This window comes from Geodermatophilus sp. SMS 5-13 (assembly GCF_059428245.1).
In genome coordinates this window covers 2,670,537-2,693,482 of the sequence record NZ_CP165729.1, presented here as the reverse complement: position 1 = coordinate 2,693,482, position 22,946 = coordinate 2,670,537, and the positions used below count along the sequence as shown (strand labels likewise).

Here is a 22,946-nt window from a genome sequence, read left to right as displayed (position 1 = left end):
ATACCGCTCATGCCCTTTCGAGGAGCCAGATGAGAACAGCTTTCTGGGCGTGCAGCCGGTTCTCGGCCTCGTCCCACACCGCGCTCTGCGGCCCGTCGATCACCTCGGCGGCGACCTCCTTGCCGCGGTAGGCCGGCAGGCAGTGCAGCACGACCGCGTCGTCCGCGGCCCGGCCCAGCGCCGCCTCGTCCAGCGCGTAGGGCAGGAACGGCGCGATGCGGGCGTCGTACTCCTCCTCCTGGCCCATCGACACCCAGGTGTCGGTGGCCAGGACGTCGGCGCCGTCGACGGCCGCGGCCGCGTCGGCGGTCCACTGCACCGATCCGCCGGTCTCGGCCGCGATCTCCGCGGCGCGCTTCAGGACGGCGGGGTCGGGCTGGTACTCCTCCGGCGAGCCGATCCGCACGTGCATGCCGGCCGTGGCGCCGCCGAGCAGGTAGGAGTGCGCCATGTTGTTGGCGCCGTCCCCGAGGTAGGTCAGCGAACGGCCGGCCAGGGACCCGCGCCGCTCGATGACCGTCTGCAGGTCGGCCAGGATCTGGCACGGGTGGTAGAGGTCGGTGAGCGCGTTGACCACCGGCACCCGGCTGACCGACGCCATGGTCTCCAGCCGGTCCTGCCCGAAGGTCCGCCACACGATCGCGGCCACCTGCCGGTCCAGCACGCGCGTGGTGTCCTCGACCGGCTCGCCGCGGCCCAGCTGGCTGCTGCCGGCGTCGATGACCAGCGGGTAGCCGCCCAGCTCGGCGACGCCGATCGAGAACGACACCCGCGTGCGGGTGGAGGGCTTGTCGAACAGCACCGCGACCGCGCGGGGTACCCCGTTCGGCGCGGCCAGCGGGGTCGGCGCCCCGGCGGTGTGCCGCGTGCGCTTGAGCTCGGCGGCCAGCGCGAGGACCTCGGCCTGCTCCGCGGGGGTGAGGTCGTCGTCCTTGGTGAAGTGGCGGATCACTGCGCGGTCTCCAGGGCCTTGTCGAGGGCGGCGGGCAGGGCGGCGACGAACGCGTCGACCTGCGCGTCGGTGAGGACGAGGGGCGGGGCCAGCCGCAGGACGCCGGGGGCGACGGCGTTGGTGAGGAACCCGGCCGCACGCAGCTCGGTCTCCAGGGCGCCGGCGACATCCGCGGTGAGGACGACGCCGAGCAGGGCCCCGCGACCGCGGACACCGCTGACCCCGGCGTGGCCGAGCCCCTCGATGCCGGCGGTGAACCGGTGCTCGAGCTCCTTGGCGCGCTCCAGCAGCCCCTCGTCGCGGATCGTGTCCAGCACCGCCAGGGCGGCCGCGGCCGCGATCGGGTTGCCGCCGAACGTCGAGCCGTGCGAGCCGGCCTGCAGCAGCTCGGCCGCCTCGCCGAACGCGAGCGTCGCGCCGATCGGCAGCCCGCCCCCGAGCGCCTTGGCCAGCGTGATCAGGTCCGGCTGCAGCCCGTCGGCCTGGTGGGCGAACCAGTGGCCGGTGCGGCCGGTGCCGGTCTGCACCTCGTCGACGGCGAACAGCGCGCCCGAGGCCTTCGCGGCCGAGGCCGCGGCGCCCAGGTAGCCGGCCGGGGACGGGAGGACGCCGCCCTCGCCGAGCATCGGCTCGAGCAGCACCATCGCCGTCCGCTCCGAGACCGCCGCGACGAGCGCGTCGGCGTCGCCGTAGGGCACGTACGACACCCCGCCGGGCAGCGGGGCGAAGGCCGCGGCCTTCGACGGCTGCCCGGTCAGCGCGAGCGCGCCCATGGTGCGGCCGTGGAAGGCGCCCTCGGCGGTGATGACCTCGGTTCTGCCGGTGAGCCGGCTGATCTTGAAGGCGGCCTCGTTGGCCTCGGCGCCGGAGTTGCAGAAGAAGACCCGGCCGGGGCGGCCGGCGAGGTCGAGCAGGCGCTCGGCGAGCAGCACGCCGGGCTCGTGCATCGCGAGGTTGGAGACGTGCCCGAGGGTGGCGGCCTGCCTCGTGATCGCCTCGACGACCCTGGGGTGGGCGTGGCCGAGGATCGTCGTCGCGATGCCGCCGAGCAGGTCGGTGTACTCGCGGCCGTCGAGGTCCCAGACCGTGGCGCCGGCGCCGCGGGCGAGCGCGACCGGCGGGGTCTTGTAGTTGCTCATCATCACGGAGGACCAGCGGGCGGCCAGCTCCTGTGTCGTCGTCACCGTGCCGGCCCCTTTCCGGCCGGGACCACCATGGTTCCCGTGCCCTCGGTCGTGAACATCTCGAGCAGGAGGGCGTGCGGCATCCGGCCGTCGACGACGGTCGCGCGGCGCACGCCGCCCTCCACCGCCCGCAGGCAGGCGGCCATCTTGGGGATCATCCCGGCGTCCAGGGACGGCAGGATCTCGGCGAGCTCGGCCGAGTCGACCTGCTGGACCAGCGAGTCGCGGTCGGGCCAGTCGGCGTAGAGGCCCTCGACGTCGGTGAGGACGACGAGCTTCACCGCCCGCAGCGCGACGGCGACCGCGGCCGCGGCGGTGTCGGCGTTGACGTTGTGCACGACGCCGTCCTTGTCCGGCGCGACGCTGGCCACGACCGGGATGTGCCCGGCCTCCAGCAGCGCGGTGATCGGCGTCGGGTCGACCGCGACGACGTCCCCGACCAGGCCGACGTCGACCGGCGTGCCGTCGACGATCGCCGCCGTCCGCTGAGCGGTGAACAGCCCGCCGTCCTCGCCGGACAGGTGCACCGCCAGGGAGCCGTGCTGGTTGATCAGCCCGACGATGTCGGGCCCGACCTGCCCGGTGAGCACCATCCGGACGACGTCGATCGTCTCCGGCGTGGTGACCCGCAGCCCGCCGCGGAACTCGCTCTCGATGCCGAGCCGGGTGAGCATCTCGGTGATCTGCGGGCCGCCGCCGTGCACGACGACCGGGTGGATGCCGCAGGTGCGCAGGAAGACCATGTCCTCGGCGAAGGCGCGGCGGCACTCCTCGTCGACCATGGCGTGCCCGCCGTACTTCACGACGACGACGTTGTCGTGGAAGTCCTTGAGCCACGGCAGCGCGCCGGTGAGGACGGCGACCTTGCGCGCGTCGCCCTCGGGGTCGTGCTTGCGCATCACCCGGGTGGTGCCGATGCGCTTCTTCGCGGGGGGCACCTCGTCGACGGCGACGTCGGGAGGCGTGGGGTCCTGGTTCATGTGGAATAGGCCGAGTTCTCGTGGACGTAGGCGATCGACAGGTCGTTGGTCCAGATGGTCGCCGACTCCGTACCTGCCTTCAGGTCGATGTCGATGTCGATCGCCCGGCCGGTGAGGTCGACGCCCTCGCGCGGGTCGCCGATCGCGCCGCCGCGGCAGACCGTCACGCCGTTGATGGACACGTCGACCCGGTCGGCCTCGAACGCGGCGTCGGTGGTGCCGATGGCGGCCAGCACCCGGCCCCAGTTCGGGTCGTTGCCGAACAGCGCCGTCTTGAGCAGGTTGTTGCGGGCGCAGGCCCGGCCGGCGGTGAGCGCGTCCTTCTCGGTGGCCGCGTTGCGGACGGTGATCGCGATGTCCTTGGTCGAGCCCTCGGCGTCGGCGAGCAGCTGCATGGCCAGGTCGGTGGCCGCCGCGGTGAGCGCCTCGGTGAGCTCGTGTGCGGACGGCCTCACCCCGCTGGCGCCGTTGGCCATCGCGATGACCGTGTCGTTGGTCGACAGGCAGCCGTCGGAGTCGACCCGCTCCACGCTCACGCCGGTGGCCTGCTTCAGCGCCGTCTGCAGGACCCCGGGGCCGGCCACCGCGTCGGTGGTGAGGACGACGAGCATCGTGGCCAGGCTCGGCGCGAGCATGCCGGCGCCCTTGGCCATGCCGCCGACGGTCCAGCCGTCGCGGCGCTGCACCGTCGTCTTCGGCACCGTGTCCGTGGTCATGATCGCCCGGGCCGCGTCGGGGCCGCCCTCTGCCGACAGGCCCGTCGCGGCCTTCGTGACCCCGGCCAGGAGCCTGTCCATCGGCAGCCGGACGCCGATCAGCCCGGTGCTCGCCACCGCGACGTCGATCGCGCCGAGGCCCAGCTCGGCGGCGACGTGCTCGGCGGTGGCGTGGGTGTCCTGGAAGCCCCCGGGGCCGGTGCAGGCGTTGGCGCCGCCGGAGTTGAGGACGACGGCCTTCAGCCGGCCGGACCGCAGCACCTGCCGGCTCCACTGCACCGGCGCGGCCGGGAAGCGGTTGGTGGTGAACACGGCGGCCGCGGTGTCGTCCGGGCCGTCGTTGACGACCAGGGCGACGTCGGGGTCGCCACTCGACTTGAGCCCGGCGGCGACGCCCGCCGCCCGGAACCCGGCCGGTGCGGTGACGCTCACGGCGCGACCCCCACCAGCGGCAGGCCGGTCGTCTCCGGCAGGCCCAGGGCGAGGTTGGCGCACTGGATCGCCGCTCCCCCGGTGCCCTTGGTCAGGTTGTCGACCGCGGCCACGACGACCAGCCGGCCGGCGTCCGGGTCGACCGCGACCTGCAGCGCGACGGTGTTGGCGCCGAGCACCTGCGCCGTCGTCGGCCACTGGCCCTCGGGCAGCAGGTGCACGAACGGCTCGTCGGCGTAGGCCTTGGCGTAGGCGGCGCGGGCGGCCTCGGCGTCCGTGCCGGGCGTCAGCGGCGCCGAGCAGGTGGCCAGGATGCCGCGGCTCATCGGCACCAGCGTCGGGGTGAAGCTGACGCTGACCGGGGCGCCGGCCGCCTGCGAGAGGTTCTGCATCATCTCCGGCGTGTGCCGGTGCACCCCGCCGACGCCGTAGGCGCTCACCGAGCCCATGACCTCGCTGCCGAGCAGGTGCGGCTTGGCCGACTTGCCCGCCCCGCTGGTGCCGCTCGCGGCGACCACGACGACGTCCGGCTCGACCAGCCCGGCGGCCAGGGCCGGGGCCAGCGCGAGGGTCACCGACGTCGGGTAGCAGCCAGGGACGGCGATCCGCCGCGCGCCGGTCAGCTTGGCCCGCTGGCCGGGCAGCTCGGGCAGCCCGTACGGCCAGGTGCCGGCGTGCTCGCCGCCGTACCAGCGCGCCCACGCCGCGGGGTCGCCCAGCCGGTGGTCGGCGCCGCAGTCGATGACCAGGACGTCGTCCGGGAGCTGCGCGGCGATCGCCGCGGACTCCCCGTGCGGCAGGGCCAGGACGACGACGTCGTAGCCGGCCAGGTCCTCGGCGGCGCTGGGCCGCACCTCGAGGTCGGCGAAGGGCAGCAGGTGCGGCTGCAGCTCGCCGAGGCGTCGGCCGGCGCTCGAGTTGGCGTGCACCCCGGCCAGGCGGAGGTTCGGGTGCCCGGCCAGCAGCCGGCACACCTCTCCCCCCGCGTAGCCGGTGGCGCCGGTGACCCCGACCGTCCACGTCTGCCCGCTCATGTGCATGACCATACACAGTCATGCATGATGTTCCACCACCGGAGGGGTCCTCGCTCACCGCAACGGGTCCTCCCTCATGGTGCGCCGTGAGGGAGGACCCTGCGGATCAGGTGACCTGATCGTCGCCGCAGAGCGGCGGCGGTGTTGGGGATAACGGTCGAGGTCAGCTCGGCACGCGGTCGAGGAAGCCGAGGACGGTGCGCAGCCGGCCGTTCCCGTCGGTGACCGCGACGTCGGAGCCCGCGATCGGCGCCGGCTCGCCGGCCGGCCCGAGCTCCCAGGAGAAGCGGAGCTGGTCGTGGTGGCCGTCGACCGGTCCGGTCAGCCGGAACACGAAGCCGGGGAACTGCCCCTGGACGGCGCCGATCGTCGCGGCGATCTGGTCCCGGCCCTCGGCGGCGACGAGCGGGTCGACGTAGCGGGCGTCGTCGGTCCACAGCTCGGCGACGGCGCGGCGCCGGGCCTCGGGGTCGGTCTCGTTCCAGGCGGCGATGTAGCGCTGCGCCAGGGCGGGGTGGTGGCTCATGACGGTGTCCTCTCGGTCGGTTCCCCTCCGGTGGGGCGGTGCACCGACCGTGCCGCGTCCAGGGAAGCGGGTCGATTACCTGCGAGGTAAGCGACGTCCGCCCGGCCGGCCCCTACGTTCGGCGGCATGACGGCACCGCCGGTCGGCTCGCTGCTGCGCACCTGGCGGCAGCGGCGCCGCCTCTCCCAGCTCGACCTCTCCAACGAGGCCGGCGTCTCGGCCCGGCACCTGAGCTTCGTCGAGACCGGCCGGGCGCGGCCGAGCCGCGAGATGGTGCTGCACCTCGCCGACTCGCTGGAGGTGCCGCTGCGGGCGCGCAACGAGCTGCTGGTGGCGGCCGGGTTCGCGCCGGTCTACGCCCGCCGCGGGCTGGACGCGCCGGACATGGCCGCCGTCCGCTCGGCGCTGGACCTGGTGCTGGCCGCCTACGAGCCGTTCCCGGCCGTGGTGATCGACCGCGGCTGGCACCTGGTCGCCGCCAACCGCGGCATCGCCCTGCTCACCGACGGCGTCGCCCCGCGGCTGCTGGAGCCGTCGGTCAACGTGCTCCGCCTGTCGCTGCACCCGGAGGGCATGGCGCCGCGGATCCGCAACCTCGCCCAGTGGCGGGCGCACGTCCTGCACCGGCTGGCCCGGGAGGCGCGGCTCTCCGGCGACCCGGGCCTCGCCGACCTGCACCGCGAGCTGGCGCTGCTGCCCGGCGGCACCGACCCGCGCCCGCCGGACGGGATCGCGGTGCCGCTGCGGATCCGCGCCGGGGACGACGACCTGGCGTTCCTCAGCACCGTCACGACGTTCGGGACGGCGGTCGACCTCACCGCCGCCGAGGTGAGCATCGAGGCGTTCCTGCCCGCCGACGAGCGCACCGCCGAGGCCCTGGGCCGGGTCCCTCAGCGGTCGGCGAACGGATCCCCGTCGCGGTAGGCCCGCAGCCCCAGCCGGCGCACGGTGCCCTCCGGCGTGGTGTGCCGCAGCTCGGCGAGGTCGTCGACCATGGCCGAGATCAGCCGGCCCGACCACTGGTCGAGCTCCCCCGCGGCGATCGCGGCGACGACGGCGACGACCCGGTCCGGCGGGGTCCAGTCGGTCCGGCCGGCGTGCATGGCCATCGACGTGGACATGCCCGTCCGGACGACGCCGGGAGCGACGTCGAAGGCGGTGACGCCGGTGCCCGCAGCGGACTCGGCGAGCGCCTCGGTGAGCCGCATGAGGCCGCTCTTGGCCACCGAGTAGGCGGAGTAGTCGCCGTAGGCGCGGATCCCCATGCCGCTGCCGAGGTTCACCACCCGGCCGTGCCCCCGCTCGACCATCGCCGGGACCACGGCGTGCACGAGCGCCTGCGCCCCGCGCACGTGGCTCTCGACCACTGCCCACCACTCGTCGGGGTCGGCCTGCCAGACCGGCACCTCCGCGGCGTCCATCAGGCCGGCGTTGTTGACCAGCAGGTCGACCCGGCCGAACGCGGCGTGCACCCGCGCGACGGCGTCCTCCACCGACGCGCGGTCGGTGACGTCGGCGGCGACGGCGAGGGTGCGCGCCCCGGTGCCCGCGGCGACGTCGTCCATCGCCGCGGCCAGCCGGTCGGCGCCTCGGGCCAGCCCGGCCACGGCCATCCCGCGCGCGGCCAGCCCCTCGGCGAGGTGCCGTCCGATGCCGGTGGACGCGCCGGTGATCAGCGCGACCTGCTCAGCCACGCAGTTCCGCCCCGGTCCGCTCGGCCGCGGCGGCCAGCGCGGCGTCGCGGACCGCGGTCGCCTCCTCGCTGGTCAGCGTCCGGTCCGGCGCGCGCAGCGTGAGCGCGTAGGCCAGCGACCGCCGGCCGGGCGGCACCGGCGCGCCGGTGTAGACGTCGAAGAGCCGCAGCCCCTCCAGCAGCTCGCCGGCGCCGTCCCGCAGCGCGGCCTCCACGTCGGCGGCCGGCACGTCGTCGCCGACCACCAGCGCCAGGTCGAGCAGCACCGGGGGGAACGCCGAGATGCGCGGGCCGACCGGCACGGCCGCAGGCGGCAGCGCGTCGACGTCGAGCTCCATGACCGATGTGCGCGCGGGCAGGTCGAGGGCGGCGCACACCCGCGGGTGCAGCTCGCCGGCGTGCCCGACCACGCGGTCGCCGACGAGCAGCTCGGCGCAGCGGCCGGGGTGCCAGGGCGCGTACTCACCCGCCCGGACCGTCAGCTCGACGCCCGCGGCGGCGGCGACGATCCGCGCCGCCTCCACCGCGTCGGCCCAGCTCGCCGGGCGGCCCGGCCCCCACCAGCCCCGCGGCTCGCGGTTGCCGGTCAGCGCCACGGCCACGTGCCAGGGCTGCGGCGGCACCGCGCCGAGCAGCGCGGCCAGCGTCTCGTCGTCCGGACGGCGGTCGACGCCGGGCACCGGCGCCGGCGTGCGGACCCCGCCCAGGAACACCCGGCCGTGCTCGAACAGGGCGACGTCGCGCTGGCCGCGGGCGAGGTTGCGGGCCAGCGTGGCCAGCAGGCCGGGCAGCAGCGTGGTGCGCAGCGCCGGCTCCTCCTCCGACAGCGGGTTGCGGACCAGCACCAGCTCCCGGCGCGGGTCGTCGCCGGGCAGGCCGAGGGTGTCGAGCACCCCCGGGGCGATGAACGGGTAGGCCGGCGCCTCGACGTACCCGGCCTCGGCGAGCGTGCGGCCGACGCTGCGCCGGCGGCGCTGGGTCTCGGTCAGCCCGCGCCCGGGCGGCGCGGTCGGCAGCACCGAGGGCACCTCGTCGTAGCCGGCCAGCCGGACGACCTCCTCCACGAGGTCGGCCGGGTCGGTGAGGTCGGGCCGCCAGGACGGCGGGACGACGTCGAGCAGCTCGCCGTCCGCGGTGATCACGCACCCGACGGCGTCGAGCAGCTCCACCACCTGCCGGGCGTCGTAGGGGACGCCGGCGATCCGGGCCGGGCGCAGCGGGTCCAGCCGGATCGGCCGCCGCGGCGCGCGGGTGTCGACGTCGACCGGCGTGCCGACCACGCGGGCGCCGCCGTACTCGGCGAGCAGCGCGGCGGCGCGGGCCAGCGCCGCCGTCGTCATCTCGGGGTCGACGCCGCGCTCGAAACGCTTGGCCGCCTCGCTGGGCAGCCGGTGCCGGCGGGCGGTGCGCGCGACCCCGGTGGGCTCCCAGTGCGCGGCCTCGAGCAGCACGCTGGTCGTCCCGTCACCGATCTCGGTGGAGGCGCCGCCCATGACCGCGGCCAGCCCGATCGGCCCGCTGTCGTCGGTGATCAGCAGGTCGTCGGCCGACAGCACCCGCGCGACGCCGTCCAGGGTGGTCAGCTTCTCGCCCTCGCGGGCCAGCCGGACGGTGATCGGCCCGCGGACGGCGTCCCGGTCGAAGGCGTGCATCGGCTGGCCGAGCTCGAGCATCACGTAGTTGGTGACGTCGACGGCCAGCGAGATGCTGCGGACGCCGGACTGGGCCAGCCGCCGGCGCATCCACCACGGGCTCGGCGCGGTGGGGTCGAGGCCCTCCAGCGCGATCATCGAGAACCGGTCGCAGCGGTCGGGGTCGGCGACGGTGACCTGCCAGGCGGGCTCCCCCGACCAGGCCGGCGGGGTCACCGCGCCCGGGTCGCGCCAGCCGACCGCCAGGCCGGTGCCCATCTCGCGGGCCAGGCCGCGCATCGCCAGGCAGTAGCCGCGGTCGGGGGTGATCGCCAGCTCGATGACGACGTCGTCCAGCCCGACCAGCGGAGCGGCCGGCGTGCCCGGGGCGGGCGCGTCGTCGCCGAGCACGAGGATGCCGGTGTGGTCGTCGCCGATGCCCAGCTCCCGGGCCGAGGCGATCATCCCGTCGGAGATCCGGTCGTAGGTCTTGCGCGAGGCGATCTCGAACCCGCCGGGCAGCACCGCGCCGGGCAGCGCGACCACCACGGCGTCGCCGGCGGCGAAGTTCCGCGCGCCGCAGACGATCCCCCGCGGCTCCTCCTCACCCACGTCGACCCGGCAGTACCGGATCGGCTTCTTGAACTCGGTGAGCTCCTCGATCTCCAGCACCCGGCCGACGACGAGCGGGCCGGTGACCGGCTCGGGGCGGTGGATCTCCTCGACCTCGAGGCCGAGCCGGACGAAGGCGGTGTCGAGCTCCTCGACCGTCGTCCCCGCGGGGATGTCGACGTACTCGGCCAGCCAGCCGATCGGAACCCTCACTGCTCAACTCCGAATGCCCTCGTGAACCGGATGTCGCCCTCGACGATGTCGCGCATGTCGCCCACGCCCGAGCGGAACTGCAGGGCCCGCTCGATGCCCATGCCGAAGGCGAAGCCCGTGTACTCCTCCGGATCGATGCCGCAGGCGACGAGCACCCGCGGGTTGACCATCCCGCAGCCGCCCCACTCGACCCAGCGCGGGCCGTCGCGGTGCTCGGGGAACCAGACGTCGAACTCCGCCGACGGCTCGGTGAACGGGAAGTACGAGGGCCGCCAGCGGGTGACCGCGTCCGCCCCGAACAGCGCCCGGGCCAGGTGGTCCAGGGTGCCGCGCAGGTGCGCCATGGTCAGCCCGCGGTCGATCGCCAGCCCCTCGACCTGGTGGAACACCGGGGTGTGCGTCGCGTCGAGCTCGTCGGTGCGGTACACCCGGCCGGGCGCCACGATGTAGATGGGCGGCCGCCGCTCGAGCATGGTGCGCGCCTGCACCGGGCTGGTGTGCGTGCGCAGCACCAGGCCGGAGTCCTCGGGCGCGACGAAGAAGGTGTCCATCATCGAGCGGGCGGGGTGGTCGCGGCCGATGTTGAGCGCGTCGAAGTTCAGCCACTCGGCCTCGAGCTCGGGGCCGTCGGCGACCTCGTAGCCCATGCCGACGAAGACGTCGGCGATCCGGTCGGTGAGCGTGGTCAGCGGGTGGCGGGCACCGCGCGGCCGCCGGTCCCACGGCAGCGTGACGTCGACCCGCTCCTCGGCGAGCACCCGGGCGTCGCGCTCGGCCTCGAGCTCGGACAGCCGTCCCTCGTACGCCGCCGTGACGGCGACGCGGGCGGCGTTGACCCGCTTGCCGGCGTCGGCGCGGGCGGCCGGCGGCAGCGCGCCGAGCTCGCGGCGGGCCAGCAGCACCGGCGCGCGGTCGCCGAGGTGCGCGGGGCGCACGGCGGCGAGCTGCTCGAGGCCGTCGGCGTCCTTGAACGCCTCGAGCGCCGCCTGCACCGCGGCGTCGAGGGCCTCGGGCGAGAGGGCCGCGACCTGCTTGGGGTCGTAGGGATCGTTGGCGCCGGACACGGGAGGCCATTCTGCCCGGCGCCCTCCCCCGCCCGCCGCCGGGTTTCCGGCCGCGTCGGCGGCCGGTGCTGGAACGGGGTGAGGGCCGCCGCGGGTGCGCCGGACGAGGAGGACGGCGTGGCGGTGCTGCTGGCGCTGCTCTCGGCGCTCGCTTGGCGGCACCGCATCACCGCAAGGGCACGCACAACACCGCAGAACCTGGTCCGTCGGAGCCCGGCTCGTCGCGCTCATCACCCTGTGCGGCCACCCGTTCGGGTCAGCCGCCCCGGGATCGGCTGAGGGGCCGCGCCGGCGGCGACGATGGTCCCCAGGTGGAGCAGCACACCGCGGAGAGCACCCTGGACGACGCCCTGGCCCCGGGCGGGGTGCGCAGCGTCTTCCAGCCCATCGTCGAACTCGACACCGGCCGGGTGGTCGCCTACGAGGCCCTGGCCCGCGGGCCGGTCGGCTCCCTCGAGCGCCCGGACGCACTCTTCGCCGCCGCCCGCGCCGCCGGCCTGCTCGCGGAGCTCGACGACGCCTGCCGCACGGCCGCGTTCCGCGGCGCCGTCGAGGCCGCGCTGCTCGCGCCGCTGACCGTCTTCGTCAACGTCGAGCCGGAGGTGCTCGACACCGCGCCGCTGGCCGAGCTGCTGGCGATCGCCGAGGCCGCCCCGGGCGAGCTGCGGGTCGTCCTGGAGATCACCGAGCGGGCGCTGGCCGCGCGGCCGGCCGAGCTGCTGCGGACCGTCGAGCGGGTGCGCGGCGCCGGCTGGGGCGTGGCGGTGGACGACGTCGGCGCCGAGCCGATGTCGCTGGCGTTCCTGCCGCTGCTGCGGCCCGACGTCGTCAAGCTCGACCTGCGCCTGGTCCAGGAGCAGCCCGGGCCCGCGATCGCCGAGATCATGAACGCGGTCAACGCCTACGCCGAGCGCTCCGGCGCGGCGGTGCTCGCCGAGGGGATCGAGACCGACGAGCACCTGGCCATGGCCCGCGCGCTGGGCGCGACGCTCGGCCAGGGCTGGCTGTTCGGCCGTCCCGGCCCCGGCGCGGTGACCGGCCGCCCGGCCGGCACGCTGGCCCGGCCGTCGGCCGCGCCCGAGGACGTCGACCGCTCCCCCTTCGCCTGCCTGCCCGGCACCGTTCCACTGCGCCGGGCGCCGAAGGCCCTGCTGATCGAGCTGTCCAAGCAGCTGGAGCGCGAGGCGATGCGGCTCGGCGACACCTGCGTCGTCGCCGCCGCCTTCCAGGAGGCCCGGCACGTCACGCCCGCCACCGCGCGGCGCTACGCCGACCTGGTCGGGCGCGCCGCGTTCGTCTGCGCGCTGGGCCAGGACCTGCCGGTCGAGCCGCTGCCCGGCGTCCGCGGCGCCGACCTGCGGCCCGGCGACCCGGTGCGCGGCGAGTGGGACGTCGTCGTCCTCGCCCCGCACTTCTCGGCGGCGCTGCTCGCCCGCGACCTGGGCGACGACGGCCCGGACCTGGAGCGCACCTTCGAGTACGCGGTCACCTACGAGCGCGACACCGTCGTCCGGGCGGCGACCGCGCTGCTCTCCCGGGTCGCCCCCGCCGCCCCGGGGACGCTGCCGACCCGCGCGCCCGCCGCCGTCCGGTCCGGCCGCGACCCGCTGCTGGAGCGGGCGCTGGCCGCCGAGCGGGAGCTGCGGGCCGAGCGCGTCCGCAGCCGCGGCTACCTCACCCGCATCGAGGAGCTGGCCGGCTGCGACCCGGTGACCGGCCTCCCCGGCCGCGAGCAGCTCGCCGAGCAGGTGGAGACGGCGCTGTGGTCGGCCCGCGCGGGCGACGACGGGCTGGCGCTGCTGCTGATCGACGTGGACGGCGTGCTGTCGGCCACGGGCATGTGGGGCCACGACGCCGGCGAGGAGCTGCTGCGCACGGCCGCCGGACGGCTGCGCGGCGCGCTGCGCCGGGGCGATCTGCTGGCCCGGCTCGGGGGGCACGAGTTCGTGGTGGCGCTGCGCGAGCTGGATCCGGGGACCGCCGCGGTGCAGGCGCGGCGCATCGCCGGCGAGCTGCTCGAGCTGGTGCGCCGGCCGGTCCGGCTGCGCGGCGCCGACCTCCCCGTCGGGGCGCGGGCCGGCGTCGGGGTGTACCCGGCCGACGGCCCGGACTTCGCCGACCTGCTGCGGGCCGCCTCGCTCAACCGGCACGAGCGCACGCCGGCCTGAGCCCGGCCGGCCACACGGACGCCGGATTCCTGTCGGACCCGCCTGACATGGTGGGCCGATGCTGAACGAGGTGGCCGACGGCGTCTGGGTCCGGCAGAGCGAGTGGGTCTGGAGCAACACCACCGTGGTGCGCGGGGACGGCGGTGTGATCCTGGTCGATCCCGGCATCCATGGTTCCGAGCTCGACGAGCTCGCCGACGACGTGGACCGGCTCGGCCTTCCGGTGGCCGCCGGGTTCTCCACGCACCTCCACTGGGACCACCTGCTCTGGCATGCCCGCTTCGGCGACGTGCCGCGCTACGCCATGCCCGACGCCGCCCACGCCGCCCCCGGAGTGCGGGAGCGGGCGCAGGCGATGGCGGCGGAGAGCGCGACGGGCATCCCGCTCGAGATGATCGGGCTGGTCACCCCGCTGCCCTCCGACGGCGGCCCGATACCGGGCGAGCTCGTCGAGCACCAGGCGCACGCCATCGGCCACGCCGCGGTCCTCCTCGCCGACCGCGGCGTCCTGCTCGCCGCCGACATGCTCTCCGACGTCCTGATCCCGCTCCTCGACCCTCGCCGTCCCGATCAGGTGGGCGCCTACGGGACGGCACTCGACCGGCTGGGTGCGGCCGCCCGGCACGTCGACGTCGTGGTCCCCGGCCACGGCGCGGTCGCCGAGGGGCCCGAGGTGGCGGCCCGCCTCGCCGCCGACCGCGCCTACATCGACGCGCTGCGGCGAGGCGAGGAACCGGTCGACGCACGGCTCGACCAGGACTGGCTCGCCGGCCCCCACCGGTCGAACCTGGAACTGGCCCGGCAGTCCTCCGGATGAACGGTGCCGGACGGTCAGTCGGGCACGGTGTCCAGCAGCTCGACCGGGAACGGCGGCCGGTCGACGCCGACCACCCGGGTGTTGCCCCACACGTCGCCCTCGGTGGCCTCGGCCCGCGCGCTGCCGTGCGGCGTGGTGAGCACCAGCACCGTCCGCGGCGGACACCCGGCCGCGACGCGGCCGCTCCACACCAGCCGCCCGGCCAGCGGGTCGAAGCGCGCGGCGAGCACGGCGCGGGCCGTCCGCGGCGGCTCCCCCTCGACCGCCACGGTCACCTCGCCCTCGAAGCCCTCGAAGCCCTCGAAGCCCTCGTCGCTCATGCACTCCTCCGCGGGGGCAGCAGCGCACCGAGGCCGCCGTGGGCGAGGTCGGTGAGCTGGTCGACCAGGTCGTGGGCCGGCACCGGACGCGTGCCCGACCACCAGTGCGCGGTCAGCTGGACCATGCCGACGACGCCGTAGGCCCAGGTCATCGCGGGGGCCGGGGCGCGACCCGCCTCGGTCAGCCGCTGGCTCATCAGCACCCCGAGCGCCTCGGCGATCTCCCGCTCGGTGGCCGCGACGAGGTCACGGCGGCCGGTGCGCCCGGCGTGGGCGTAGGCGAAGCGGTAGAGCGCCGGCTCGTCCTCGATGAGCGCGACGAACGCGGCGATGACCGCCCGCAGCCGGTCGCGGTCGTCGGCCCGCTCGACCGCCAGCTCGCCCAGCAGCCGCGGGAGCAGCACCGCAGTGGAGATGCGCTCCAGGACGGCGTCGATCAGCTCGTCCTTGTCGCTGAAGTACCGGTAGATGACCGTCTTGGACACCCGCGCCTCCCGGGCGACGTCGTCGACGGCGAAGTCCGGACCCGCCCGGCGCACCGCCTCGACGGCCGCGCCGACCAGCTCCTCCCGGCGGGCCCGCCGGTGCTCGGTCCACCGCGCGCGGCGCCCGTCCGGCGCGGCGGCCTCCCGGCGGACCGGAACGCCCCGGTCGGCCACGGTTTGCATGTGTTCCACGGTAACAGCTACCTTTCGTTACAGCTTTCCGTCGTCATCCCCCCGAGGAGTGCTGCCGATGACCGCCACCCTGTCGCAGCCCGGTACCCATCGGACGGCGAAACGCCCCGTCGACCGGCAGGAGATCTCCGCCCGCCTGCTGAGCTCAGCGGCCAGGAAGTCCTACGACCCGGCCGTCGACATCGACTGGGACGCGCCGATCCCCGCCGACCGCTACGGGCTGTCACCGGAGTGGTCGACGCTGTACGGGACGCCGCTGTGGGACCGGCTCTCCGAGGAGCAGCGGGTCACGCTGACCGTCCACGAGTACTGCTCGATCTCGGGCGTCGGCATCTGGTTCGAGCACCTGCTCATGCAGCTCGTGCTGCGCGACATCTACGGCGACGACCCGGCGCAGCCGCACGTGCAGTGGGCGCTGACCGAGATCGCCGACGAGTGCCGGCACTCGGTCATGTTCGCCCGGACGGCGCAGACGTTCGGCGCGCCGTCCTACCAGCCGCCGCCGGCGATCCTGGCGCTCGGCAGGGCCTTCGCGGCCCGGGCCGACGGGCCGGCCGCGTACGCGGCGATCCTGGTGGTCGAGGAGATCCTGGACATCTTCCAGCGCGACCTCATGAAGGACGAGCGGGTGCAGCCGCTCACCCGCGCCACCAGCCAGATCCACGTGGTCGAGGAGGCGCGGCACATGCGCTTCGCCCGCGAGGAGATCGCGCGGCGGACGCCGGGGCTGTCGGGCTGGCAGCGCCGCAAGCACCGGACGCTGGTCGCGTCGGTGGCCGCGATCGCCGTCGACAACCTGGTCCAGCCGGGCGTCTACGCCGCCGCCGGGCTCGACCCGCGGGAGGCGCGGGCGGCGGCGCGGGCCAACGAGCACTACGCCGCGAAGCTGCGGGCGGCCGCGGCCGGGCTGGTGTCGTTCCTGCGCGAGGTCGGCCTGATCGGCGGCCCGTCCGAGCTGCTCTGGAAGCGTGCGCGCGTGGTCTGAGGGACTTTCGGCGCCGAAAGTCCCTCAGACCTGGGCGAGCTGGGTGGCGTAGAGGAAGATCGCGGCGGCGGCGGCCAGGTTGAGGCTCTCCGCCCGCCCGCGCATCGGGATCCGCACCCGCGCATCGGCGGCGGCCGCCAGAGCGGCCGGCACCCCGCGGGCCTCGTTGCCGAACAGCCACAGCACCGGCCCCGCCAGCCGGTCGCCCAGCTCGCCGAGGGACACCTCGCCCCCGCCGTCGGCGGCCAGCACGGTCACACCGGCGTCCCGCAGCCGGCCGAGCAGCGGCTCCAGCGGCGTCGAGCGGACGACGTCGACGTGGAACAGGCTGCCCGCACTGGCCCGCACCGCCTTGCCGCCGTAGGGGTCGGTCGAGCCGGCGCCGAACACGACGGCGCCCGCGCCGCAGGCGTCCGCCGTCCGCAGCACCGTGCCGGCGTTGCCCGGGTCATTGAGCTCGGCGAGCGCGACCGCCAGCCGGGGCGGCGCGGCGACCACCCGCTCGGCGGGGACGTCGCGCAGCGCGCAGACGGCGACCAGGCCCTGCGGGGTGACCGTCTCCGACAGGCTCGCCGCCGCCTTCTCCGTCATCAGGCGGAGCGGCACCGGCGAGCCGTCCAGCAGGTCGGCCGACGCCGCGGCGGCGGCGGGCGTGGCGAGGACCTCCCGCACGGACGACGGATCGGCCAGCGCCTCGCGCACCGCCTGGCGGCCCTCGGCCAGGAACGCCCCGGCGGCATCGCGGCCCGCGCGGCGGGTGAGCTTGCGCGCGGCGACGATGCGCGCCGAGCGCTCGGTCAGCTGCTCCATCGACGGGTCCCCCGTGCGCACGAAGGTCCCCCTCCGAGGCTCCGGAGAGGGACCTTCGTGCGCGAACGGACCGATCAGGCGGCCTGACCGCCGGCCGGCGCGGCGGCGACGGCGGCGCGGGCGGTCTCGACCAGCGCGGCGAACGTCGCGGGCTCGTTGACCGCGAGCTCGGCGAGCACGCGGCGGTCGAGCTCGATGCCGGCCAGCTTCAGGCCCTGCATGAACCGGTTGTAGGTCATGTCGTTCTGGCGGGCCGCGGCGTTGATCCGGGTGATCCACAGCTTGCGGAAGTCGCCCTTGCGGACCTTGCGGTCGCGGTAGGCATAGGTGGCCGAGTGGAGCACCTGCTCCTTGGCCTTGCGGTAGAGCCGGGACCGCTGACCGCGGTAGCCGCTGGCGGCCTCGAGGGTCGTCCGGCGCTTCTTCTGGGCGTTGACCGCCCGCTTCACGCGTGCCACGTGAGCTCCTTCTTCTCGTTACGGGAGGGCGGTCAGATGCCCAGCAGCTTCTTCAGGTTCTTGGCGTCGGCGGGCGACACCACCTGGTCGGAGTCCAGCCGGCGCTTGCGGGTCGAGGACTTGTGCTCGAACTTGTGCTGGTTGTTGGCCTGCTCGCGCATGAGCTTGCCCGTGCCGGTGACGCGCACGCGCTTGACCGTGCCCTTGTGGGTCTTCTGCTTCGGCATGTCCTCTGTGTCCTGTTCGTCGTCTGTCGGCACCTCGCGGCAGCGTGCAGCTGCCGCACGGCACCACCTCGGTGCTGCGGTGGTTCGGTGCGCGGCCGGGGCCGTCAGGCGCTGGGCGCCTGCTCCTGGCCCGCGGCCTGCTCGCCCTTCCCCTGCCGGCGGCCGCCCTGCTGGGCCTGCGCCTGGGCGTTGCGGTGCGGGGCGATCACCATGACCATGTTGCGGCCGTCCTGCTTCGGGTTGGACTCGACGACGCCGAGCTCGGCGACGTCGGCGGCCAGCCGCTGCAGCAGCCGGTAGCCCATCTCGGGCCGCGACTGCTCACGACCGCGGAACATCACGGTGATCTTGACCTTGTCGCCGCTCTTGAGGAAGCGCTCGACGTGGCCCTTCTTGGTCTCGTAGTCGTGCGGGTCGATCTTCAGGCGCAGCCGCATCTCCTTGATGACGGTGAGCGCCTGGTTCCGCCGGGCCTCGCGGGCCTTCTGGGCGGACTCGTACTTGAACTTCCCGTAGTCCATGAGCTTGACGACGGGCGGCCGGGCCATGGGCGCGACCTCGACGAGGTCGAGCTCGGAGTCCTGGGCCAGGCGCAGCGCCTCGCCGATCGGCACGATGCCGACCTGCTCACCCTCCGGTCCGACCAGGCGGACCTCGGGGACGCGGATACGGTCGTTGATGCGGGGCTCGGTGATGGCCTCTCCTCTGCTGCTGCATGGTGAGGAGTCGCTGCCCGACCGGGCACCGGAACGACAAAGGCCCCGCGAGCGATGGTGCTCGCAGGGCCCACTCGCCGGCACGGCACGGGTGGTGAACCCGTGCGCGACGCGGGACCGGCGGTGCGCCGATTCCGCGATCCGGGGACCTGGACGTCGCGGGCGACGCCAGGTGGGAGCGGGCTCCTCTTGGTCAGCGGCCCGGGGGCCGCTGGTGGTTCGCGCGCCTCGGTGTAGCAGGGAGGCACGCCCATGCTACAGCGCCGCGTCCGCCCGGGTCATTCCCGGTGCTCCGGCGCGGATCCGGCGCCGCTGCGGCTGGCCGCCAGCAGCGCCCGCAGCCCCTCCACGGCGGCCACCGCCCGCTCCTTGTCGATCGCCTGCACGGCGAGGACGGCGATCTCCTCACCGTTGCGGAGCTCCAGCGCCGCCCACGCCGACGTCCGCTCGAACCGGACGGCGCGCACCGCCGTCCACGGCAGGTCGTGCGAGCCGAGGATGTTGCGGACCCGCACGCCGGCCGCGTCGCCGTCCACCCGGGCCCGCCCCAGCAGCAGGATCCCGGCGGCGAGCAGCACGCCCAGCCCGGCGATGGCCACCTGGTCGGCACCCCCGAACGACACCACGCCGGTCGAGGACTCCGGCAGCGTCAGCGCGGCGACGGCCATCGCGGCCAGGACGACCACGGCGACCGCGGCGCAGATCTGCCGCATCCGGCGCGGCACGGCGGTGACGGGGCGGACGGCGGACGGCACGCCCCCATGCTGCCAGCCGCTGCTGTGAGCCCAGGGGCGCCTGGCAGAGTGCCGGTCGTGGAGATCACCGGAACCGCGCAGCACGAGGCCTGGCCGGCCCGGGCACTCCCCCCGGTCGAGCGGCTCGCCGCGGACCTCTGGTCGGTCCCGGTACCGATCCCGCACGGCGGGCTGCGCTACGTGAGCGTGTACGTCCTCGGGCTCGACGGCGGCGGCCTGGGCCTGGTCGACACCGGCTGGGGCAGCGACGAGGCCTGGACGGCGCTGACCGCGGGCCTGGCCGAGATCGGCGGCTCGGCCGCCGACGTGCGCGGCGTGCTCGTCACCCACCTGCACTTCGACCACCTGGGCCTGGCCGGCCGGGTCCGGGAGGCCTCGGGCGCCTGGGTGGGGATGCACCCGGCGGACGCGGCGGTCATCGGCTCCCCCGTGCACCGCGACCCCGAGGCCTCGGTCGCCGCCGAGGTGGCGTTCCTCGTGTCCCTCGGCGCCGATCCCGCCGACGCGGCCGAGGACGTCGGCCCTCCGGCGCACCACGCCCCGTTCTCCGGCATGGCCCAGCCCGACCGGCTCCTCGAGGACGGCGACCTGGCCGACCTGCCGGGCTGGCGGATGCGCGCCGTCCACACCCCCGGGCACACGCCGGGCCACCTCTGCTTCGCCGAGGAGCGCACCGGCCTGCTGTTCTCCGGCGACCACGTGCTGCCGCGGATCAGCCCGAACATCTCCACCACGCACGACGGCCTCGCCGACCCGCTGCGCGAGTACCTCGGCTCCCTCACCCGGATCGCCGGGCGCGGCGAGCCGGCCGAGGTGCTGCCCGCCCACGAGTGGCGCTTCCGCGGGCTGGCCGAGCGCACCGATCAGCTGGCCGCGCACCACGAGCACCGGCTGGCCGAACTGCTCGCCGCGGTGCGGGAGCACCCCGGCAGCACGCCGTGGCAGCTGGCCGCGTACCTCACCTGGTCGCGGCCGTGGGAGCAGTACGAGCGGCGGATGCGGATCTTCGCCGTCACCGAGACCGACGCCCACCTGCGGCTGCTGGCCAGCCGGGGGCAGGTCGTCAGCAGCGGCGGCGCCGTCCCCACATGGGTCGCCGCCGTCCGATGACGTCCCCCGCGGACCTGGCCGGCCGGCTGCGGGCCGCGCCGCCGGGTCTGGGGCCGGTGCGGCTGGTCTGCGTCGACGGGCCGGCCGGCGCGGGCAAGACCACCTTCGGCGGGCGGCTGGCCCAGGCGCTCGGCCCCGCCGCCGGGCTGGTGCACATGGACGACCTCTACGCGGGCTGGACGCTCACCGGCGCCGCCGCGCGGCTGGCCGCCGGCGTGCTGCGCCCGCTCGCCGAAAGCCGGCCCGGCGGCTATCACCGCTTCGACTGGGCAGCCGGCCGGTTCGCCGCGACCGCGACCGCCGTGCCGGTGCCCGAGGTGCTCGTCGTCGAGGGCTGCGGCTCGTGCCCGGCCGCGCTCGACCCGTTCACCACCCTCCGCGTCTGGGTCGAGGCGCCGCGGGAGCTGCGCCTGGCCCGGGGCCTGGACCGCGACGGGCAGCACTACGCGGAGCACTGGCGGCGCTGGCAGGCGATGGAGGCCGCGTACTTCGCCGCCGAGCGCACCCGGGACCGGGCCGACGTCCTCGTCGACGGCACCGGCGGGCGGGGAGCCTGACCTGCGCGGCGGCGGCTACGCTGAGGTGTCGCGGTCCATCGAAGACACGGTGGAGCGGCGACGTGCTGGATCGGGGTGTGCCGTTGAACCGGCAACCGTCATCGAACTCCGCACTGCCGCTGGCCGACGAGCTCTCGGCCGTCTTCGCCCGGATGTCGGGCCTCCTGCTGTCCCACGAGACGGTGACCACCGCGCTGGGCCTGGTCACCTCCCTCGCCGTCGAGACGGTCCCGGGCTCGACGAGTGCCGGCGTGAGCATCATCGACGAGCGCGGCTGCCGGACGTCGGGCGCGACCGATCCGCTGACCGAGCAGGCCGACGGGCTGCAGTACGAGCTGGACGAGGGACCGTGCCTGGCGGCGACCGCGCTGCGCCAGGTGGTCCGGGTGGACGACATCGCCGCGGAGCCCCGCTGGCCCCGCTGGGCGATCGCGGCGGCCCCCCTCGGCCTGCGCGCCTCGCTGAGCGCGCCCATGGTGGTCGCCGACCGTGCCCTCGGCGCGGTCAAGGTGTACGCCGAGCAGCCGGGGGCCTTCGACGCCCACGCCGAGCACCTGCTCACCCTCTTCTCGGGGCAGGCGGCGATCTTCGTCGCCAACGTGCAGTCCTACGAGCGGGCGCAGCGGCTCACCGACGACCTGCGCCAGGCCGTCCGGGCGCGCGACGTCGTCAGCATCGCCAAGGGCGTGCTCATGGCCCGGCACGGCGTCGACGAGGACGGCGCGGTCGGGATGCTGCTCGCCCGCGCCACCCAGGACGCCGTCCAGCTGCGCGACGCGGCGCGCGCCGTCGTCGACGCCGCCGTGCGCCGGCGCCGGTGATGTCCCGCCCAGAGGCGCCGTCCCCCGAGGAGAAGCAGCGGACGGCGCTGGAACTCGGTTACCGGAACGCCGATCTGACCCTCGAGCAGCTGTGGATCAGGTACTTCGCGCTCGGCGGCAACTTCGACCTGGTGGACGTCGACGCCTACCTGACCGGGCTGACGGCGTTGCCGGCCATGGACCGGGACATGCTGGCCCACGCGGTGAACGAGCGGCTCGACGAGCTGCGCTGGCAGCGGCGCGTGCCGTACAGCCACGTGATCCGGGAGCGACGTCCGGCCAGCGGGCCCTTCGCCGCCATGGTCAACCTGCTGGAGACCGCCCACACCGCGCCACCGGAGCGGCTGGCCGCGGTCGCGGCGACCGCCGGCCGGGCGATGGACGTCGACCTCAGCCTCCGCCTGATCGACCACGACCAGCGGCGGCTGCGCTGCGTGCCCGTCTCCGGACGGGACGAGGTCCCCCCGCTGGCCGTGGAGGGCACGCTGCCGGGTCGGGTGTTCCAGACGGGGCGGATCCTCCCGTCGGAGGACGAGGTCCATCCACGCCTGTGGGTGCCGCTGGTCGACGGCACCGAGCGGCTGGGTGTCCTCGAGGTGGGCCTGCACTCCCCCGCCGACCTCTACGACCCGATGCTGCGGGAGCACTGCACGTGGCTGGCCGCGCTGCTCGGCCATCTCGTCGCCTCGATGAGCCCCTACGGCGACGAGCTGGAGCGGGCCCGCCGGGAGCTGCCGCGCTCGCCGTCGGCGGAGCTGGTCTGGCAGCAGTTGCCGCCCCTGACCGCCTCGACCGGCGCCTTCGTCATCTCCGGGAAGATCGAGCCGACCTACGACGCGGGCGGGGACGCCTTCGACTACGCGCTGTCCGAGGACGTGGTGTCGCTGGCGATCTTCGACGCGATGGGGCACGGCCTGTCGGCCGGGCTCATGGCCGCCGCGGCCCTCGCCGGCTACCGCAGCGCGCGCCGGGACCGGCGCGGACTGGTCGACCAGGTGCGGGCGATCGACGAGGTCGTCGCCGGGTCCTTCCGGGACAGCGCGTTCGTGACCGGCGTGCTGGCCGAGCTGGACCTGTCCTCCGGCCGGCTGCGCTACGTCAGCGCCGGCCACCCGCCGCCGCTGCTGCTGCGCGCCGGAAGGGTGGTCAAGGTCCTGGGCGGCGGGCGCCGGGTGCCGTTCGGCCTCGAGGCCGCCCGCCCGACCGTCGCCGAGGAGGTGCTGCAGCCGGGCGACTGGCTGGCGCTCTACACCGACGGGGTCACCGAGGCCCGTGATCCCTCCGGCGTCGGATTCGGTGAGGAGCGGCTGGTCGACTTCCTGCGCCGCGCCCTGGCCGCGGAGCAGCCGCCGCCGGAGACGGTGCGCCGGCTGACCCACGCCGTCCTGGCGCACCAGAACGGCGTCCTCCAGGACGACGCGAGCATCCTGCTGGCCTCCTGGCGGCACGGCCGCGCGGGCTGACCAGGCGCGACACATTGCCGCAACG

General features: G+C 75.5%; 24 protein-coding genes. 8 read left to right on the top strand and 16 right to left on the bottom strand.

Annotated elements, in window-relative coordinates; translation table 11 throughout:
- Positions 1-7: 7 nt before the first annotated feature.
- From argF to AB3388_RS13105, 6 genes are all read right to left on the bottom strand, one after another.
- The gene (gene argF / locus AB3388_RS13130; protein ID WP_495411214.1) at positions 8-952 is read right to left on the bottom strand and encodes an ornithine carbamoyltransferase; all 945 of its coding nucleotides are present in this window, start codon (positions 950-952) and stop codon (positions 8-10) included.
- Complete coding sequence (locus AB3388_RS13125) at positions 949-2,136, bottom strand: acetylornithine transaminase (RefSeq protein ID WP_495411213.1); 1,188 nt, start codon at positions 2,134-2,136, stop codon at positions 949-951. The genes argF and AB3388_RS13125 overlap by 4 nt, the downstream gene beginning before the upstream one ends.
- Complete coding sequence (gene argB / locus AB3388_RS13120; protein ID WP_495411212.1) at positions 2,133-3,116, bottom strand: acetylglutamate kinase; 984 nt, start codon at positions 3,114-3,116, stop codon at positions 2,133-2,135. Before argB ends, AB3388_RS13125 begins: the two co-directional genes overlap by 4 nt.
- A complete protein-coding gene (gene argJ / locus AB3388_RS13115) occupies positions 3,113-4,264 on the bottom strand; it encodes a bifunctional glutamate N-acetyltransferase/amino-acid acetyltransferase ArgJ (RefSeq protein WP_495411211.1) in 1,152 nt (383 codons plus the stop codon). Before argJ ends, argB begins: the two co-directional genes overlap by 4 nt.
- Entirely contained in the window at positions 4,261-5,298 is a 1,038-nt protein-coding gene (argC, locus tag AB3388_RS13110) for an N-acetyl-gamma-glutamyl-phosphate reductase (RefSeq protein ID WP_495411210.1), read from the bottom strand. The genes argJ and argC overlap by 4 nt, the downstream gene beginning before the upstream one ends.
- 163 nt (positions 5,299-5,461) lie before the next feature.
- Positions 5,462-5,824, bottom strand: a complete 363-nt coding sequence (locus tag AB3388_RS13105; RefSeq protein ID WP_495411209.1) for a nuclear transport factor 2 family protein — start codon at positions 5,822-5,824, stop codon at positions 5,462-5,464.
- A gap of 126 nt (positions 5,825-5,950) precedes the next feature.
- Between AB3388_RS13105 and AB3388_RS13100 the strand changes: the two genes are divergently transcribed.
- Entirely contained in the window at positions 5,951-6,748 is a 798-nt protein-coding gene (locus tag AB3388_RS13100) for a helix-turn-helix domain-containing protein (protein ID WP_495411208.1), read from the top strand.
- Here AB3388_RS13100 and AB3388_RS13095 read toward each other — a convergent pair.
- Genes AB3388_RS13095 through pheS form a run of 3 tightly spaced genes read right to left on the bottom strand, consistent with a single transcriptional unit; the run spans position 6,715 to position 11,037 of the window.
- Positions 6,715-7,518 carry an SDR family oxidoreductase gene (locus AB3388_RS13095; protein ID WP_495411207.1) on the bottom strand — a complete coding sequence of 268 codons (804 nt, stop codon included), beginning with the start codon at positions 7,516-7,518 and terminating at the stop codon, positions 6,715-6,717. The genes AB3388_RS13100 and AB3388_RS13095 overlap by 34 nt on opposite strands.
- Positions 7,511-9,973 carry a phenylalanine--tRNA ligase subunit beta gene (pheT, locus tag AB3388_RS13090; RefSeq protein ID WP_495411206.1) on the bottom strand — a complete coding sequence of 821 codons (2,463 nt, stop codon included), beginning with the start codon at positions 9,971-9,973 and terminating at the stop codon, positions 7,511-7,513. Before pheT ends, AB3388_RS13095 begins: the two co-directional genes overlap by 8 nt.
- Positions 9,970-11,037, bottom strand: coding sequence for a phenylalanine--tRNA ligase subunit alpha (gene pheS / locus AB3388_RS13085; protein WP_495411205.1), 1,068 nt, complete (start codon positions 11,035-11,037; stop codon positions 9,970-9,972). Before pheS ends, pheT begins: the two co-directional genes overlap by 4 nt.
- Before the next feature lie 311 nt (positions 11,038-11,348).
- On the opposite strand from pheS, the gene AB3388_RS13080 reads away from it, so the two are divergent.
- Both AB3388_RS13080 and AB3388_RS13075 read left to right on the top strand, forming a co-directional pair.
- Entirely contained in the window at positions 11,349-13,205 is a 1,857-nt protein-coding gene (locus AB3388_RS13080; protein ID WP_495411204.1) for an EAL domain-containing protein, read from the top strand.
- 58 nt (positions 13,206-13,263) lie between these two features.
- Positions 13,264-14,022 (top strand): MBL fold metallo-hydrolase, encoded by a 759-nt coding sequence (locus AB3388_RS13075; protein ID WP_495411203.1) that lies wholly within the window; start codon positions 13,264-13,266, stop codon positions 14,020-14,022.
- A 14-nt stretch (positions 14,023-14,036) separates the two neighbouring features.
- On the opposite strand, the gene AB3388_RS13070 is transcribed toward AB3388_RS13075, so the two are convergent.
- Together AB3388_RS13070 and AB3388_RS13065 are read right to left on the bottom strand one after the other, a co-directional pair.
- Positions 14,037-14,342 (bottom strand): DUF4873 domain-containing protein, encoded by a 306-nt coding sequence (locus AB3388_RS13070; RefSeq protein WP_495411202.1) that lies wholly within the window; start codon positions 14,340-14,342, stop codon positions 14,037-14,039.
- Positions 14,339-15,010: a TetR/AcrR family transcriptional regulator gene (locus tag AB3388_RS13065; protein ID WP_495411201.1), complete on the bottom strand. Its 672-nt coding sequence runs from the start codon at positions 15,008-15,010 to the stop codon at positions 14,339-14,341. Before AB3388_RS13065 ends, AB3388_RS13070 begins: the two co-directional genes overlap by 4 nt.
- 67 nt (positions 15,011-15,077) lie before the next feature.
- On the opposite strand from AB3388_RS13065, the gene AB3388_RS13060 reads away from it, so the two are divergent.
- The gene (locus AB3388_RS13060) at positions 15,078-16,004 is read left to right on the top strand and encodes an AurF N-oxygenase family protein (protein WP_495411200.1); all 927 of its coding nucleotides are present in this window, start codon (positions 15,078-15,080) and stop codon (positions 16,002-16,004) included.
- A gap of 24 nt (positions 16,005-16,028) precedes the next feature.
- Here AB3388_RS13060 and AB3388_RS13055 read toward each other — a convergent pair whose 3' ends face one another.
- The 5 genes from AB3388_RS13055 to AB3388_RS13035 form a co-directional block, all read right to left on the bottom strand.
- Positions 16,029-16,835: a TrmH family RNA methyltransferase gene (locus AB3388_RS13055; RefSeq protein ID WP_495411199.1), complete on the bottom strand. Its 807-nt coding sequence runs from the start codon at positions 16,833-16,835 to the stop codon at positions 16,029-16,031.
- A gap of 53 nt (positions 16,836-16,888) precedes the next feature.
- A complete protein-coding gene (rplT, locus tag AB3388_RS13050; protein ID WP_495411198.1) occupies positions 16,889-17,272 on the bottom strand; it encodes a 50S ribosomal protein L20 in 384 nt (127 codons plus the stop codon).
- Positions 17,273-17,304: 32 nt separating this feature from the next.
- Positions 17,305-17,499: a 50S ribosomal protein L35 gene (rpmI, locus tag AB3388_RS13045; RefSeq protein WP_495411197.1), complete on the bottom strand. Its 195-nt coding sequence runs from the start codon at positions 17,497-17,499 to the stop codon at positions 17,305-17,307.
- A 104-nt stretch (positions 17,500-17,603) separates the two neighbouring features.
- Positions 17,604-18,179, bottom strand: a complete 576-nt coding sequence (gene infC / locus AB3388_RS13040; RefSeq protein ID WP_495411458.1) for a translation initiation factor IF-3 — start codon at positions 18,177-18,179, stop codon at positions 17,604-17,606.
- 314 nt (positions 18,180-18,493) lie between these two features.
- Positions 18,494-18,970: a PH domain-containing protein gene (locus AB3388_RS13035; RefSeq protein WP_495411196.1), complete on the bottom strand. Its 477-nt coding sequence runs from the start codon at positions 18,968-18,970 to the stop codon at positions 18,494-18,496.
- 57 nt (positions 18,971-19,027) lie between these two features.
- Between AB3388_RS13035 and AB3388_RS13030 the strand changes: the two genes are divergently transcribed.
- From AB3388_RS13030 to AB3388_RS13015, 4 genes are all read left to right on the top strand, one after another.
- Positions 19,028-20,080, top strand: coding sequence for an MBL fold metallo-hydrolase (locus AB3388_RS13030; RefSeq protein WP_495411195.1), 1,053 nt, complete (start codon positions 19,028-19,030; stop codon positions 20,078-20,080).
- On the top strand, positions 20,077-20,637 hold the full coding sequence (locus tag AB3388_RS13025) for a nucleoside/nucleotide kinase family protein (protein WP_495411194.1): 561 nt from the start codon (positions 20,077-20,079) through the stop codon (positions 20,635-20,637). The genes AB3388_RS13030 and AB3388_RS13025 overlap by 4 nt, the downstream gene beginning before the upstream one ends.
- An 83-nt stretch (positions 20,638-20,720) precedes the next feature.
- The gene (locus tag AB3388_RS13020; protein WP_495411193.1) at positions 20,721-21,458 is read left to right on the top strand and encodes a GAF domain-containing protein; all 738 of its coding nucleotides are present in this window, start codon (positions 20,721-20,723) and stop codon (positions 21,456-21,458) included.
- Positions 21,458-22,921 carry a PP2C family protein-serine/threonine phosphatase gene (locus AB3388_RS13015; RefSeq protein ID WP_495411192.1) on the top strand — a complete coding sequence of 488 codons (1,464 nt, stop codon included), beginning with the start codon at positions 21,458-21,460 and terminating at the stop codon, positions 22,919-22,921. Before AB3388_RS13020 ends, AB3388_RS13015 begins: the two co-directional genes overlap by 1 nt.
- Positions 22,922-22,946: the final 25 nt, after the last annotated feature.

What these genes read in the sequence shown, in the direction of transcription:
- AB3388_RS13025 (WP_495411194.1), top strand. Translation starts at nt 20,077, where the DNA reads ATGACGTCCCCCGCGGACCTGGCCGGCCGGCTGCGGGCCGCGCCGCCG.
- AB3388_RS13075 (WP_495411203.1), top strand. Translation starts at nt 13,264, where the DNA reads ATGCTGAACGAGGTGGCCGACGGCGTCTGGGTCCGGCAGAGCGAGTGG.
- argB (WP_495411212.1), bottom strand. Translation starts at nt 3,116, where the DNA reads ATGAACCAGGACCCCACGCCTCCCGACGTCGCCGTCGACGAGGTGCCC.
- AB3388_RS13100 (WP_495411208.1), top strand. Translation starts at nt 5,951, where the DNA reads ATGACGGCACCGCCGGTCGGCTCGCTGCTGCGCACCTGGCGGCAGCGG.
- AB3388_RS13060 (WP_495411200.1), top strand. Translation starts at nt 15,078, where the DNA reads ATGACCGCCACCCTGTCGCAGCCCGGTACCCATCGGACGGCGAAACGC.
- argC (WP_495411210.1), bottom strand. Translation starts at nt 5,298, where the DNA reads ATGAGCGGGCAGACGTGGACGGTCGGGGTCACCGGCGCCACCGGCTAC.
- AB3388_RS13070 (WP_495411202.1), bottom strand. Translation starts at nt 14,342, where the DNA reads ATGAGCGACGAGGGCTTCGAGGGCTTCGAGGGCTTCGAGGGCGAGGTG.
- AB3388_RS13015 (WP_495411192.1), top strand. Translation starts at nt 21,458, where the DNA reads ATGTCCCGCCCAGAGGCGCCGTCCCCCGAGGAGAAGCAGCGGACGGCG.
- rpmI (WP_495411197.1), bottom strand. Translation starts at nt 17,499, where the DNA reads ATGCCGAAGCAGAAGACCCACAAGGGCACGGTCAAGCGCGTGCGCGTC.
- AB3388_RS13105 (WP_495411209.1), bottom strand. Translation starts at nt 5,824, where the DNA reads ATGAGCCACCACCCCGCCCTGGCGCAGCGCTACATCGCCGCCTGGAAC.
- AB3388_RS13065 (WP_495411201.1), bottom strand. Translation starts at nt 15,010, where the DNA reads ATGCAAACCGTGGCCGACCGGGGCGTTCCGGTCCGCCGGGAGGCCGCC.